The following is a 13952-nucleotide window of genomic DNA, read 5'->3' as shown; positions in this document are numbered from 1 at the left end:
CGAACGTGAAGGTAGAGAACGAAGGGGCGATCGCTCCATTCTACCTAGGGTGTCGCGGGATGCCGACTTGGTTTGATGGGGTTATACCGACGTATAGGGGGGAAGTGTGCGAATAAGCATTCAATCCCGGCGCGACTGGGCCGCGATTTGCCTTAATCATGGCCAACGCAGCGACTACTGCGCTGGCTTGCTCGGGCTCAATGCCTCTTCGAGACATTTCACCAGCGTCTGGCCTTCGAATGGCTTTCTCAGGAAACAAACGGCGCCAGCTTTCATCGCTCGCGCCTCAACCGCCTGGTCGGCGAACGCCGTCATCAAAATGACCGGCGTGTCTCGTCCCTCGGCTGCCAGCCGGCTTTGCAGATCGACGCCACTCAGCCCCGGCATCTGGACATCGGTAATTACGCAGGAGCACTCATTCACGTGCTGCGACTGTAAAAACTCCTCAGCCGACGCAAATGTGTGAGCGGTCAAACCGAGCGACCTCACGAGGCTTCGTGTGGCTATGCGAACCGACTCGTCGTCGTCAACGATTGCAATCACTGGAACCTTCTGCAAGTAACCTGTCCTTCACATGCCCTTGAATGGGGATTAGCGGAAGCAACGGCAACCATACAGAAGGAAAGGTGTCACGCTGAGAATGTGAAGAAAATCATACATACGTTTACAGGTGCTATGATTTTGTGCGCCGCACACCCAATAGTTCCGCTTTTCGCACAAGATCGGCAAGCGATCGTGCATCCATTTTTCTCATCGCGTGGCCACGGTGAATCTTAACGGTGATTTCACTAACGCCCAACTCGGCGGCGACCTGCTTGTTCATCAGGCCCGCGGTAACAAGCGACATGACCTCGCGTTCGCGCGGCGTCAATGACTCAAACCGGCGCTGTAAATCCCCGACCGCCAATTCATTTTCGCGTCTCTTCCGATCCCGGTCGAGCGCCGTTGCCACGGCATCCAGCATGTCCTGATCGCGGAATGGTTTGGTGAGAAAGTCGACGGCGCCCGCTTTCATGGCCTTGACCGTCATCGGAATATCGCCGTGCCCCGAGATAAAGATGATCGGGATCCGGATATTAGCCTTGGAAAGCTCGTTCTGGAAATCGAGACCGCTCACGCCGGGCAGCCGGACATCGAGCACCAGGCAACTCGGAACGTCTGGAAGCTTTTTTTCCAACAACTCCGCTGTGGATGAAAAAAGCTCACATCGCAGTCCCACGGACCGAAAGAGACTTGAAAGCGCATCGCGAACCGACTGCTCGTCGTCAACGATAATGACGGTTGGCTCGTCCTTGCGTCCGCTTGCCGATACCGGTTTCGCCTGGCTCACACTCCGCTCTCCCCGTACAGATCTAGAAATTGAAGAACATTTATACAGGACATATTCGGCACCCTCCAAATCCCGCACAATCTTTCAAGGCGATCTGGTCCGAGGCAGAAACCCGAACCTTTGATCCCCCGTAATCATGTCTATCGATCTGAATATGCCACATCTTCGCTGCTTATGCCTTGAGGCCGCTCCTAATTCGATTCCGGCGTCAGTCCGCATTTGTTGAAATAACAATGTTCTTTGGTTTCGGCGTGACAATTGGGTAACTGAGCATTGGAGACGGCACGCAAGAAATGGGCCGGCGGCACTGCACCGCCGGCCCAATGTCTGCACCCGAGCGAAAGCCTTGGGGTCCGGATCTCGCTAATCATCGACGGGAAAGCAGGCGGGGAGGACGCGCGCATTCAACCGGCCGATGTGGGTACAGACAGCAATGTGTCTTCGTCCTTTGGTCTGTTTTACGTCACCCCAAACTTAGGCCGCTCTCGCCACGGCTTCTTTCCCGGCCTTGCGGTGAATGACGCGGATTTGCCGTTTCCGACAGAACCCTTCCTGTCGGGCGTCAACCCCCATTAGCGCAAGAACCGACCTGCCACGGCAAGAGCCAAAAAGCCCCTTTTCGTAGCGCCGCTACATTGCGCGACGTCGCAGCCACCATCCACGCAGGCCCATGGCTCGATATAGCAGACAGAGAGACAACATTTCTGTGCTCTCGGCGTGGCGAGTTGCACATTGGAGGTTGCCATGAAAGCTGCAATGCGAGCCGCAATGATTGCTCTTCCATTATTTCTACCGCTGAGCCAAACGGCACAAGCGCAGGTCTCGGAAGAAGATATCGAGGTCGGCACCAATCTTGTGTGCGACACCGAATCTCAGGTCGAAATGTTCGTCACGCACTATGATGGCGATGCGCAGACCGCCATCAATGAAGTCAACCAGGAAGCAGCGAATCCGACGGCCTGTGTCGTCGCCACCACGGCTTATATGCGAGGACCGGATTTGGCGACGGCCAGGAGTAAAGGTTTGACCTATCGGATCGCGAAGATCGTCGTTTTCGGCGTCGTCACCGAATCCGGGCTCGAGGCGACCAAACCGGCGGTCTACTATTCCCTGTTCAAGGTCGATGAAATCGAAGTCTGACGATGGGCCATCCTCCTGGATTGCCGCACGACATTTCAGATCAGCCCGCTCCTTATCACCCTGATGTGGAGCGGGCTGTTGTTTGTATGTTTGTATGTCCCGACCGAAATTTATGATCAATCATTCCTCGCATGGCTCTCATCATGTGATGGCTTTTGAGTGATCTCGGTTCTGACAACCGCGCGCCTCGCTGCGGCGCCATCGCTGTCATTAAATAAGCAACACATCGTCAATGGCGGCAATCTTCGCCATGTCTTCTTTCTTGCCGACATCTACTTTGAAAGGGCCATTAACCACACAACGCTTCAAGCGGCTGGGCCTTCGTCATGCCAATTCCTCACTTGTTCAACGCCACCGGCACAAAGATTCAGAAAGAGCCCAAGCTTGGCACCGTAAAGCGGCGTGTCAGGAATATCCTACTAAGCAAAGGGCGATATAGAACAAAACTCGTCGCAAAATTGATCGTTCTGAGCGCACAGCTCTCGAATCCGATCCCCGCAGCCGCGCAAGATTTTTCCAATGACTATCGCAGCGGAAACGCAATGTCCCATTTTCGGCATATGCCGCCGGAGCTGGGAACACCGCTGCAAGATTGCATTCATCCTACGGAACCCGATCTGACCGGCCACCGTTACCGCGTCGCTCAGGATAGCAATCAGCTTTTGATTTGGCCCGATGCGGCCCGCGACGCCAACGTGCGCAATTTGTGGATCGGCACATTCAGCATCGCAAGCGCCACCACTGATCCAACCACCAGACCAGGCGGCACCGTTACGCCGTAACCAGAAATTTCGGAGGACCTCGATGGAAAAGATTTCTCGTCGCCACATGCTGACAACAACTGCGGCCGGAGGTTTACTGATGGCCGCTTCGGCAGCGGACGCACAATCTGGCAATACAGGCCCACAACCCCGACGTCCCGGCGTTGGAGGCACCGATCCTGGCCCACGCGATGTTGTGCGTGACAGCCAGAATCCCGACATTCTGGTTCCTCCTTCGACGGATCACGGAACGCTGCCGAATTTGCGCTTCTCATTCGCAGATGCGCACATGCGGCTTGAGCCCGGTGGCTGGACGCGCCAGATCACCTCGCGCGAATTAGGCGTGTCAAAAGACATTGCCGGCGTGGATATGCGCCTCAATGCCGGCGGCGTCCGTGAGCTGCATTGGCACAAGGCCGCCGAATGGGCGTATATGCTGTATGGCTCAGCACGGATCACCGCCGTCGATCCGCAGGGCCGCAGCTTCGTCAATGACGTGGGTGTCGGCGACCTTTGGTATTTTCCGGCCGGCGTTCCTCACTCCATTCAGGGATTGAACCCCGACGGCTGCGAATTTCTCCTCGTCTTCGATGACGGCGATTTCGACGAGGACAATACGTTCCTCATCACCGACTGGTTCAAGCACACACCGAATGAGGTCCTGGGCAAGAATTTCGGCGTGCCGGCTTCGCTGTTTGGCCACACACCAGATCCTAGCGAGCGATATATGTTTCCGGCGCCAGTCCCGGGACCGTTAAGCTCGGACACGGTCGCCGGTGCGACGGCGTCACCGCAGATCTTCAGCCATCGCATCATGGCGCAGACACCGATCACGACCAAGAGCGGTTCGGTCTGGATCACCGATTCCAGCGTCTTCCCTGTCGCAAAGACAATCGCCTCCGCCCTGGTGGAGGTCCAGCCGGGCGGAATGCGTGAGCTCCATTGGCATCCAAACACCAACGAATGGCAATATTACATCGAAGGCCAGGCCCGCATGGGCGTGTTCGCGGCATCCGGTCAGGCGAGGACGTTCGATTTCCGCGCGGGCGATGTCGGCTATGTGCCGTTCGCAATGGGACATTACATCGAGAACACCGGCAACACGCCGCTGCGCTTTCTCGAGATCTTCAAGAGCAGCTATTACGCCGATCTGTCTCTCGACACCTGGATGGCATTGACGCCACCGGAATTGGTCCAGGCGCATCTCAAGCTGGATCCCCAAGTCATGAATGCCTTGCGCAAGAAGGTCGCGCCGGTCGTGCCAGCTTAAGCCAACCTCATTAGGCGAACGACTAGCATAGAGGAGCACACGTGCATGCGTGCAAAACATGGTTTTGGCGGTGCCTTTCTCGCTGCCGTGATTTTCACTGCGACGACGCCCGCCGCCTGGCCGCATGATCTTTCTGCCATGGCGGCGCAGCAAATCAATCAAACCCATCACCACGCTGACGCGAATGCCTTCCCGCAAGAGGCCCCCTTCCTGGCGGAGAACACAGCAGCAATGAACAAAATGATGACGGACATGGACGTGAAGCCGACCGGCGATGTCGATGCTGATTTTGTCGCGATGATGATCCCTCATCATCAGGGCGCCATCGACATGGCACTCGCCGTACTGCGATACGGCAAGAACGAGCAAATCCGCCGCATCGCGCAGGAAATCATCGTCGAACAGCAGCAGGAGATCGCCGCGATGCGTCTGGCGATGGGTCAGCCGCTGCCGCCCTCTGCTCCGGCACCGACACAACCAGAAATACCGACAGTCATGAACCCGGCGCAAGCCGGAGCGCCCAACCATGATCACCCCGCCCTGTCGCACAGCTCTATGTCGACACCGCCTGCGACGCCGATGAAACAGGAACCACAACAATGAAGAGCCATATCGTCGTCAGTCTGCTGGCAAGCACCATCCTCGCCTGCTCTGCTCCCGTCTTCGCGGGACAGGCGCCATTTGCTGCATCCGCTCCCGACATTGCGCTGAGCAGCCGCGATCGGGTTTATGCCGCCGAGCAATTCTCCAACACCGTGTCCGTGACCGATCCAGCCACCAACCGGCTTGTCGGCGTGATCCGCCTCGGTGATCCGCAGCCTGGCAATTTCAGTCCGCTCTACAAGGGACAGGTGCTCGTCCACGGCATGGGCTTTTCGCCCGACCACAGGACCATCGCCGTGGTTTCAATTGGCTCGAACTCGGTCACCTTTATCGACACCACTACCAATCTGGTAAAGCACACGACCTATGTCGGCCGCTCGCCGCACGAGGCTTTCTTCACCCCGGACGGCAAGGAAGTGTGGGTGACAGTGCGCGGTGAAGATTATGTCGCCGTGCTTGATGGTAAAACCTATGAAGAAAAAACGCGGATCAAGGTGCCGAACGGCCCTGGCATGCAAATCTTCTCGCCGGACGGCAAGTACGGCTATGTCTGCTCGTCATTCACGCCCGAGACGCTGGTGATCTCGGTCGCCGATCATCAAATCGTTGGTCGTGTGGCGCAAGAAAGTCCATTCTGCCCGAATATCGCGGCGACGCCGGACGGAAAGCAGGTGTGGTTCACTTTGAAAGACGTCGGCAAGACTCAGGTCTTCAATGCGCAGCCACCGTTTAATCTCCTCAAGACGATCGACACCGGCCCGATTACCAACCACGTCAACTTTGCGCATAACGCCAACGGCACCTTCGCCTATGTCACAATCGGCGGCCTCAACGAGGTGAAGGTGTTCCGCATTGACGATTTTTCCCAGGTCGCGACCATTGCGGTCGGCAAGCTGCCGCATGGCGTCTGGCCCTCGGGCGATGGCTCTCGCGTCTACGTCGGACTTGAGAATGCCGACGCGCTCGCTGCGATCGACACTTTGAGCAACAAGGTGATCGCCACCATCCCGATCGGGCAGGCTCCGCAGGCCGTAAACTACGTGCCTGACGCGGTACCCGCAGGCGACGGCACGGCAGGCCTTGAGCCGCTTGGTGTCGCCGGACAGGCGGCGCATCTCACCCTTGCGTCCATCAATGAGACCAAGGCGGGCGGGACACCGCCAACAAGCATTTCGCTGTTCGATCAGGGGCTGATCCAGATCTTGCAGGCTTCGGTCACCGGTCTCGAGCCGAAGAAGCCCCATGTGCTCGCCCTGTCGAGCCATCCGGACGGCACGGGCACGCTTGAGTTGCTCTCCGCATTCACGACCAATCCGGCCGGTTCGGCTATCGTCAATACAACCGGTCCGATCCGCCAGATCGTCCAGAACGATGCGAGGGCTGAACGGCGCTATCTCGTCATTGCGGAGGGCACGCCGGCTCAGCCCGGAAGGATCGTGCAGCGCCAAATACTGAACTGAAGTCGTCGCAGGCCTTCTCTCAGCCCGCCTTCGCGGCTGGGGCCGCTACTTCGCTGCTCGGCATCGCCGGCAGCATGAACTGAAATGTCACACCGGCATCGGGGTTGCGGGAAGCCCATATCCGACCTCCATGCGCCTCGATGATCGTGCGGCTGATCGAAAGCCCCATACCCATTCCTTCGTTCTTGGTCGTATAAAACGCCTGAAACAACCGCGTCTCGTCGTCCGGCGTAAATCCCACGCCCGTATCTCTGACACTGACGAGAACCTGGTCGGCTTCATGGTTATGCGCGCCGACGACCAGCTCTCGTTCGCGCCCGGTGACGGTCGTCATGGCCTGAACTCCGTTCATCAGCAGATTCATGATCACCTGCTGTAATTGAATCCGGTCTCCCGCCACAGCGGGAACAGACTGAGGAATATCCAATCGCAGCAAGACCCGATGATTGATCAGCTCGCGCTGGATCAGGAGCGCAATTTCGTCGACAAGGTCCTTGATGTCGACCCCGACCTTCTCCGGCTTTGTCTTTCGCGACATCGCACGGGTTTTTGCGATCACCTCGCTCGCACGCTTCGCCTCGCTGATCATGCGCGCTATGGCGCTTCGCGCCTCTTCCATGTCAGGAACGTCACGGTTAATCCAACGCAGGGAGGCTTCGCCATTCGTGACGACGGCGGCGAGCGGCTGATTGACTTCATGTGCAATCGAAGCCGTCAGCTCTCCGAGAGTTGCTACACGCGTGACATGCGCAAGCTGGGCCTGCACCTGATTCATGGCCTCCTCGGCCTGCATCCGCTCGGTAATATCGGTATTTGTCTCCAGAACTGACATCGGCTGCCCGCGTTCATTGCGTAACAACGACCATCGGCTTGACACCGTCACCTGCGAGCCATCCCGCTTGCGGTGAACGAGGTCCCCTTCCCATCGTCCTGAGCGGACGATTTCGGCATTGATCGTCTCGATCGGCTCCGGGAAAACTGTCCGCAACAACTCATGCGACGGCTTGCCGATGGCTTCCTCGCTTGGCCAGCCGTAAAGCTCTTCCGCGCCGCGATTCCAGTAGGTGATAATGTCATCACTCATATGGCGAACCAGTACGCTGTCGTGAGTCAGATCCAGAAGTTCGGCTTTCTCACGCAGAGTCTTCGTCGCCGTCTGATTGGCAAGAACCAGAATGGACGTGATGATGATGGCTGTCAGACTCACGAGGAATCGAACAAGTGCGGTATCGACATGCAGGCTATGCGACAGAAAATAGCTCGTTATGGTCAACGCCATGCATGCAAAAGCGACAAGCAGAAGGCCGGTCCGGTCGAATAAATTGGCCGCCATCAACACGACAACGACGTAGAGAACGGCAATCGCCATATCGAAAGGCGTGAATGTGTCGACAATGAATATGGCGACCGCAAACAAGAGAGTCGCGATCCCAAGTATGGGTGACGCCTTTGCGGGCACGGAGAATGAATTTGCCATCAAAATGCCCTCTTCTAATTTGGAGCCCCCAAAAGTCTTGCCAGCGGACAGCACCCTCAATTGCGGCAGTGGTCGGAGTACCCGCTGTCAGTGCATAGGTTTATGGAACCGCCAGAGACTTAACGAAAAGAAGCACGGCTGCAACAGGGCGCTGCCCAGTACCTAACCCTACAAAATGGTCATTATTCCGCGGCGGCCGGAGCGCCCAACTTGATGTTTCGCAGGATAAGCGCAAGCGGCACAGCAGCCAGCGCAAGTAACATCAGGGTCCAAAAAACGTCAACATAGGCCAGAAATGCAACCTGAATTTGCACCTGTTGGCCGATCCACGCAATAGCCTGTTGCTGGGCTTGCAATACCGAGCTGCCCTGATTGACGAAATAATCAGTCACTTTCTGAAGTGTGTCCTGATACGCCGGATTTGAGGGATACACGCTTTCGACGAGCCGGCTCTGATGAAACTGCCCACGAAACGCCAGCACATTCATGCCCAGCGACACGCCGATCGAGCCGCCAATATTGCGGGCTGCATTCATGAGAGCCGAAGCCTGATCGGTCATGTCCGGCGGAACGCCGGCATATGAAGCCGTCAGGACCGGGACGAAGATCAGCGGCAAGCCTATGCCGATATAAATGCGGGACCAGGCAAAATAGGAAAAGTCGATGTCGGCATAAATATTCGTCAAACCGTACATGGAAGCCGCGACGATGAGCGCACCGGTCGCTATCAAATATTTCGGCTGGACGAAGGTCAGCAGGCGACCATTGGCGAACATCATGATCATGGTGACCACTCCGCCGGGCGACAGCACGAGACCGGCCCAGGTCGCCGTGTAACCGAAGCTCTGCTGCACCAGCAGCGGCAGAAACTGCGTGGTCGCAAGCAGAATCGCGCCGGCCATCAGCATGACAATAAAGCAGGATCCAAACTGGCGGGTTGCCAGCATTCGGAAATCGACGAGAGGACTCTTACGAGTAAGCCCCCAGGGAATCATCAAAACGAATGCCAGTATGCAGATGACCGTGAAGGCGATGATAAAGTTTGATCCGAACCAGTCGTCCTCCTGACCCCGATCGAGAATGACTTCGAGAGATCCGAGAAATGTTGCAACGAGCAGGAATCCGATCACATCAAAGCGTATGCCCTCTTGCTCCAGTCTCTCGCGTTCCGCCAGCTTCGGCTTCGGAAGTACAAGCCAAACGAGCACAACCGACAGGATCCCGATGGGGCCGTTGACCAGAAAACACCATTCCCATCCAGCATTGTCAGCGAGGAAGCCGCCGAGGGTCGGACCGACAACCGGGGCGACGACCACTGCGACTCCGAACGCAGCAAAGGCCTGACCACGCTTCTCTGGCGGAAACGTATCGGCGAGGATCGACTGCGAGACTGGCACCATGCCGCCGCCGCCCAAGCCTTGCAGGATACGGAAGAAAAGAAGCGACTCAAGGTTCCAGGCCAAGCCGCAGAGCACCGAACTTACGGTGAAAAGTACCACGCAGATCATATAGAATCGTTTGCGGCCAAGTCTCTTGGCAAGAAAGCTGCTTGCCGTCAGGATGATCGCATTGGCGACCAGATAGGTCGTAATCACCCAGGAGGCGTCGTCGGTGCTGATCGCCAGTCCGCCTCCGATATAGGGCAATGCGACGTTGGCGATGGTCGTGTCCAGCACTTCCATGAAGGCGGCCATGGACACCACGACCACGATAAGCCAGGGGTTAACGGCGCGGCTCGCGTTTCCCGACGGACCGAAGCCGTCCACGGTGGCTGAAGCGGCGCTCATAGACGCTCCCTCAGCCGCTCAAAGAGCGATGGTGCAGTATTCACGCGGACGGATGGCACAACTGACATGCCCGGACCGAGCGCGACATCGGCCGGCGGATTGTCCATGGCGAGCTTGACCGGCACGCGCTGCACGATCTTGACGAAATTTCCGGTCGCATTCTGCACGGGGAGCAACGAGAAGGCCGTGCCGGACCCGGGCTGCACGCTGTCGACATGACCTTCGATCACGCGATTTGGGTAGGCATCGATGCGCATGGTCACATGCTGACCGGGGCGCATCTCGTCGAGCTGCGTTTCTTTGTAATTGGCAATAACCCAAAGTTCGTCCGGCACAAACATGCTGAAGCTCGTGCCAGCTTGCGCATATTGGCCGACGGCGCCGGAGAGATTGACAATGCGCCCGGCCTGTGCCGCGGTGATGGTGGTGTAAGAGAGATTTAGTTTCGCTTGATCACGCTGCGCTTTTGCTTGTGCAAGGGAGGCCTCTGCGGCGCTGCGCTGCGCCTTCAGTGATTCTATCTGGCGCTGGGCGACCACAAGAGCAGCTTGTGCGTTTCGGAGAGCCGCCTGGTCCTGACGAAGTGTTGAAGCTGTCTGCTGCTCCATCTGGACTGTGCCAGCCTGACTGACAGCCAGGTCATGGAAACGCGTGGCCTCCTGCCCGGCGAAAGTCAGCGCCGCCTGCGCTTGTTCGACCTGCGCCTGACTCGCGGTGATCTGTGCCTGCTGTATGGCTGTTTGTGCATCAATGTTCTGAATGTTGGCCGCAGCAGCCGCCACCTGTGCTTCCGCCTGCTCAAGCGCAACGCGAAAATCGCGGTCATCGATACGCGCGATCAAATCACCTGTCTTTACATGCTGATTGTCGGTAACGGCAATTTGGGTGATGTAGCCCGCCACTTTCGGCGCGATTGAGAAATTGCGCGCTTCGACAAAGGCATCATCGGTCGTTTCGAAGTGGTCGGCATAATCCCAGTAGATGTACCCTGCCCCTCCAAGAAGCAGCGCAGCAAGAAGGCCAACTGCAGATAAGCCCAGCTGACGGCGAAGGAAGCTGCCGCGCTTTTGGCTCGCTGCCGGTCTGACACGCTGTTCAAAATGCTTGCCGACCTCGTTCGCCTGGAGCCGTTTCGCCTCTTCACCGATCACCCTAGGAGGTTCAGGAGAGACATCATCAGATCGCAATCGCCGGTCGCTGACCGGCGATTGCGATTGAACCGGAGAGCCCGCGGCTCCCTTCAAGGCGACTACATTTTCCTTCAGCAGCTCGGATGGCTGCCTGGTATCGGAGTCCATCTCAGCCGCCCCTTCCAACGTCTTACGGCAACTGGCCAGCTTCTGTCATGCAGGCCGCATAGACTTCGCTACGGCCGTGATGTCCACCCTCAACGTCGACTGGATAAGCGGCATGCGCGCGCTGGTTACACACCATAATGGCATGAGCGCGTGTGGCGCTGACCTGCGCCGATGCCTGCGTCGTCATTGCTGCGGCCGAAATCGCACCCAGCATCGCAACTACGGCGATCTGTTTCCTGATAGTCATGTTCGATCTCCTTGTATGTGTGCCTTGGGCGTCGTCGCCCATGGTCACGTAAATACGCGTTCCACGGCGCCGGGCTTGCCCTGCCTTGCCGTGTTTTGCGTGTTGTTGCTGGTGAAAAAAGCCGACGCTCAGCGGTGCCTGCCCCTGCGCGGGAGGCAGCAAATCAGGAAGGCGATGACGCCTTATCTTCAAGCAAGAGCGTGCAATCGACGGCAATAAACTTAAAGAGAAAATGCTTTGATTAATCCATCTACGGGTCGCATGGCTTCCGTTCAGAAGGGCCGCATTCCTCAAAATCAAAGGAGATCGATCATGTCCATCGTTAGAATTAGCCCATTTGCGGCTTTAGCATTCGTACTACTCGCCGCCTCATCACAAGCCCAGGCAGCACCGCGGCATCATTATCACCATCGTGCCTCGTATGAGCGACACGTCCATACGTCGAGTTTTGATTCAACGTATCGTGATCCGACAACGCGCGAAGCGTTGGACGAAGGAGCCTGGTAACCGACTTGGGTGCCCAGCGTTAAACACGGATGCCGACAAGACATGCTCGCCGGCATCTTTCAATTGGGGGAGATCTTTCCACCAAGCACTATCGAAGGCACGCGATGAAACAGAATTACGCGATCATGACCAGTATGCTGATGCTGGCTTTGATATTGATCGGCGCACAAACCCACGCGCTTTTCATGTCGGGCAACTCGAATGAAGCGGCTCCGACGCCCGTCTTGAAAGCATCGATCGTCGAGACGATCAACAATCTTGAGGACCATCACCCGCGGCATGAAGAGCCGTCAGCACCCTTTGATCGTGGCGTACCGAACATTATCATTCACTGATTCTTGCGCCTCAAATGAGATAATTGCTGCACCGGGTTACAAAGTCGCAACCTCGTTCGGATCCCCTGCCGGCCTAGATGTCCTCGCATTGATCCCAAGCGCGGCATTCTCTGCCCTGATGCGAACGAACAGAATGATTGCATTCAAGACAGAGAAAACAAAGGCATAGAGCGGCAAACCGAATGCGAGCGGAAGCGCAGCGATCTCTACGACAACGACTGCATAATTCGGATGGCGCAAAAAGCGGTAGGGACCCTTGCCTACAAGTGGCGCTCCCGGCAAAACGATAATTCTCGTCGTCCAGCGCGTTTTCAACGTGGTCAGCACCCATACCCGCATCACCTGCGCTATGGCGAAGAGTGCGAACCAGAACAAGTTGATTGGCCGCGCCGGAGCGAGCAACCACAAGCCGGAAAGCCAGGCGGCATGCAGCAGGACCATAAAGGGATAATGTTCCGGCGCGACCTCATATGCACCTTGCGCCAGAAGCCGTGCTGTATTTCGTCTTGAATAGATGAGCTCCGCAAGCCGCTGCAGCGTAACCGCGCCGAGAAGCGCAACCGAAATCCAGACCATCACGCTGCCCTCCTCAATGTCACGCAGCTTGTCGAAAAGCCGGGTCCCATCGCCACCATCGCCGAACGCTCCGGCAGGCCGGTCCGGATAGCCCGATCGAGGACAAACAACACCGTGGGGGAGGACATGTTGCCATAATCCGCGAGAATTTCGCGTTCATCGTTCAAGGCGCCCTGCCCTATCGATAAAGCGCTTTCCAAGGCATCGAGCACTTTGGCTCCGCCGGGATGGCAGACAAAGCGATCAATATCGCCCAGTTGCAGCATATGACGCGCAAGTATTCCGGCGAGTGCCGGCCGGATACGCGAGGTGACAAAAGGCGGCAGCGATTGGGCCAACACGATGCCAAGTCCAGGGTCATCGACCCGCCATCCCATGATGTCGAGAGTATCGGCAAAAAGATGTTCGCCCGTCGATTCTACAGTCGCAACGCCGTCGCCGTCAGCACTCAGGATACAGGCTGCGGCGCCGTCACCAAACAACGCGGAGGCGACGACATTCACCGGCGTGGGTTCATCGAGGCGAAACGCAAGAGAGCAAAGCTCGATCGCCACAAAAAGGACCTTTGTGCCAGGCCGCGCTGTAGCCAGCCGCGACGCGACCGACAGGCCAGAGACACCGGCTGCACAGCCAAGCCCGAAAATCGGAACACGTTCAATATCTGGCCGAAATCCCATCTCGCTTGAAACCAAAGCCTCAATGCTGGGCGCAGCGAAGCCTGTCGTGGACACCACAACAACGCTGTCGATCTCCTTCGCCGTCAATCCCGATTGTTGAATCGCGCGTGTTGCAACCCTGACGAACAGCCGGCTCGCTCCATCGATATAAGCCTCCATACGATCCGCCCAGCCATGCGGTTCGTAGAACCACGACAGTGGCCGCACTGAATATCGCGTTCGGATACCGGCGTTCTCAAAAATAGGCGCAAGCCGCCGAAAGCCTCGCAATTTTTCGGAGAAGAGATGGGTTGCCACCGCTGCAGCATCAGACTGCCGAATGACATGCTCCGGCACAGCGACGGCGACGCCGGAAAGTTTGATCGTAACAGACACGGTCGTGCTCCTGGTTCGTTTGTTGAACGGGCACCCGAAAACACGCCATGTCTGAATTTATTCGATCGCTCTTCGGATGAATAAATGCATTCCCGGCGTGTTAACCGCG

Annotated in this window: 15 protein-coding genes; 7 read left to right on the top strand and 8 right to left on the bottom strand. The window is 57.2% G+C overall.

Going from position 1 to position 13952, the window contains the following annotated elements; genetic code table 11:
- Positions 1–174: 174 nt before the first annotated feature.
- Positions 175–543 carry a response regulator transcription factor gene (locus CAK95_RS15475; protein ID WP_086088711.1) on the bottom strand — a complete coding sequence of 123 codons (369 nt, stop codon included), beginning with the start codon at positions 541–543 and terminating at the stop codon, positions 175–177.
- A 130-nt stretch (positions 544–673) separates the two neighbouring features.
- Positions 674–1330: a response regulator transcription factor gene (locus CAK95_RS15470; protein ID WP_086088710.1), complete on the bottom strand. Its 657-nt coding sequence runs from the start codon at positions 1328–1330 to the stop codon at positions 674–676.
- A 273-nt stretch (positions 1331–1603) separates the two neighbouring features.
- Between CAK95_RS15470 and CAK95_RS29245 the strand changes: the two genes are divergently transcribed.
- The 6 genes from CAK95_RS29245 (at position 1604) to CAK95_RS15445 (ending at position 6564) form a co-directional block, all read left to right on the top strand.
- The gene (locus tag CAK95_RS29245) at positions 1604–1906 is read left to right on the top strand and encodes a hypothetical protein (RefSeq protein WP_147413723.1); all 303 of its coding nucleotides are present in this window, start codon (positions 1604–1606) and stop codon (positions 1904–1906) included.
- 156 nt (positions 1907–2062) lie between these two features.
- Entirely contained in the window at positions 2063–2470 is a 408-nt protein-coding gene (locus tag CAK95_RS15465) for a hypothetical protein (protein ID WP_147413724.1), read from the top strand.
- Between the two features lie 326 nt (positions 2471–2796).
- Positions 2797–3252: a hypothetical protein gene (locus CAK95_RS15460; RefSeq protein WP_147413725.1), complete on the top strand. Its 456-nt coding sequence runs from the start codon at positions 2797–2799 to the stop codon at positions 3250–3252.
- Between the two features lie 22 nt (positions 3253–3274).
- Positions 3275–4501, top strand: coding sequence for an oxalate decarboxylase family bicupin (locus tag CAK95_RS15455; RefSeq protein ID WP_086088707.1), 1227 nt, complete (start codon positions 3275–3277; stop codon positions 4499–4501).
- 138 nt (positions 4502–4639) lie between these two features.
- Positions 4640–5104: a DUF305 domain-containing protein gene (locus CAK95_RS15450; RefSeq protein ID WP_086091446.1), complete on the top strand. Its 465-nt coding sequence runs from the start codon at positions 4640–4642 to the stop codon at positions 5102–5104.
- Positions 5101–6564 carry a YncE family protein gene (locus CAK95_RS15445; protein WP_086088706.1) on the top strand — a complete coding sequence of 488 codons (1464 nt, stop codon included), beginning with the start codon at positions 5101–5103 and terminating at the stop codon, positions 6562–6564. Before CAK95_RS15450 ends, CAK95_RS15445 begins: the two co-directional genes overlap by 4 nt.
- Before the next feature lie 19 nt (positions 6565–6583).
- On the opposite strand, the gene CAK95_RS15440 is transcribed toward CAK95_RS15445, so the two are convergent.
- The 4 genes from CAK95_RS15440 to CAK95_RS29240 form a co-directional block, all read right to left on the bottom strand.
- Positions 6584–8041 carry a sensor histidine kinase gene (locus CAK95_RS15440; protein ID WP_086088705.1) on the bottom strand — a complete coding sequence of 486 codons (1458 nt, stop codon included), beginning with the start codon at positions 8039–8041 and terminating at the stop codon, positions 6584–6586.
- Positions 8042–8223: 182 nt separating this feature from the next.
- Positions 8224–9828 carry a DHA2 family efflux MFS transporter permease subunit gene (locus tag CAK95_RS15435; protein ID WP_086088704.1) on the bottom strand — a complete coding sequence of 535 codons (1605 nt, stop codon included), beginning with the start codon at positions 9826–9828 and terminating at the stop codon, positions 8224–8226.
- Positions 9825–11126, bottom strand: a complete 1302-nt coding sequence (locus CAK95_RS15430; protein WP_086088703.1) for an HlyD family secretion protein — start codon at positions 11124–11126, stop codon at positions 9825–9827. Before CAK95_RS15430 ends, CAK95_RS15435 begins: the two co-directional genes overlap by 4 nt.
- A 22-nt stretch (positions 11127–11148) precedes the next feature.
- Positions 11149–11373 carry a hypothetical protein gene (locus CAK95_RS29240; RefSeq protein ID WP_120265446.1) on the bottom strand — a complete coding sequence of 75 codons (225 nt, stop codon included), beginning with the start codon at positions 11371–11373 and terminating at the stop codon, positions 11149–11151.
- 611 nt (positions 11374–11984) lie between these two features.
- Here CAK95_RS29240 and CAK95_RS15420 point away from each other — a divergent pair.
- Entirely contained in the window at positions 11985–12215 is a 231-nt protein-coding gene (locus CAK95_RS15420; RefSeq protein WP_086088701.1) for a hypothetical protein, read from the top strand.
- 36 nt (positions 12216–12251) lie between these two features.
- Here the strand turns inward: CAK95_RS15420 and CAK95_RS15415 are convergent, their stop codons facing one another.
- Positions 12252–12791 (bottom strand): isoprenylcysteine carboxyl methyltransferase family protein, encoded by a 540-nt coding sequence (locus tag CAK95_RS15415; RefSeq protein WP_086088700.1) that lies wholly within the window; start codon positions 12789–12791, stop codon positions 12252–12254.
- Complete coding sequence (locus CAK95_RS15410; RefSeq protein ID WP_086088699.1) at positions 12791–13843, bottom strand: type III polyketide synthase; 1053 nt, start codon at positions 13841–13843, stop codon at positions 12791–12793. The genes CAK95_RS15415 and CAK95_RS15410 overlap by 1 nt, the downstream gene beginning before the upstream one ends.
- Positions 13844–13952 lie beyond the last annotated feature (109 nt).

The sequence above is a fragment of the Pseudorhodoplanes sinuspersici genome (assembly GCF_002119765.1).
In the GTDB taxonomy this organism is placed as follows: Bacteria; Pseudomonadota; Alphaproteobacteria; order Rhizobiales; family Xanthobacteraceae; genus Pseudorhodoplanes; species Pseudorhodoplanes sinuspersici.
Note: the sequence above shows the minus strand (reverse complement) of the source record. Positions and strands in the feature narration are given on the sequence as shown.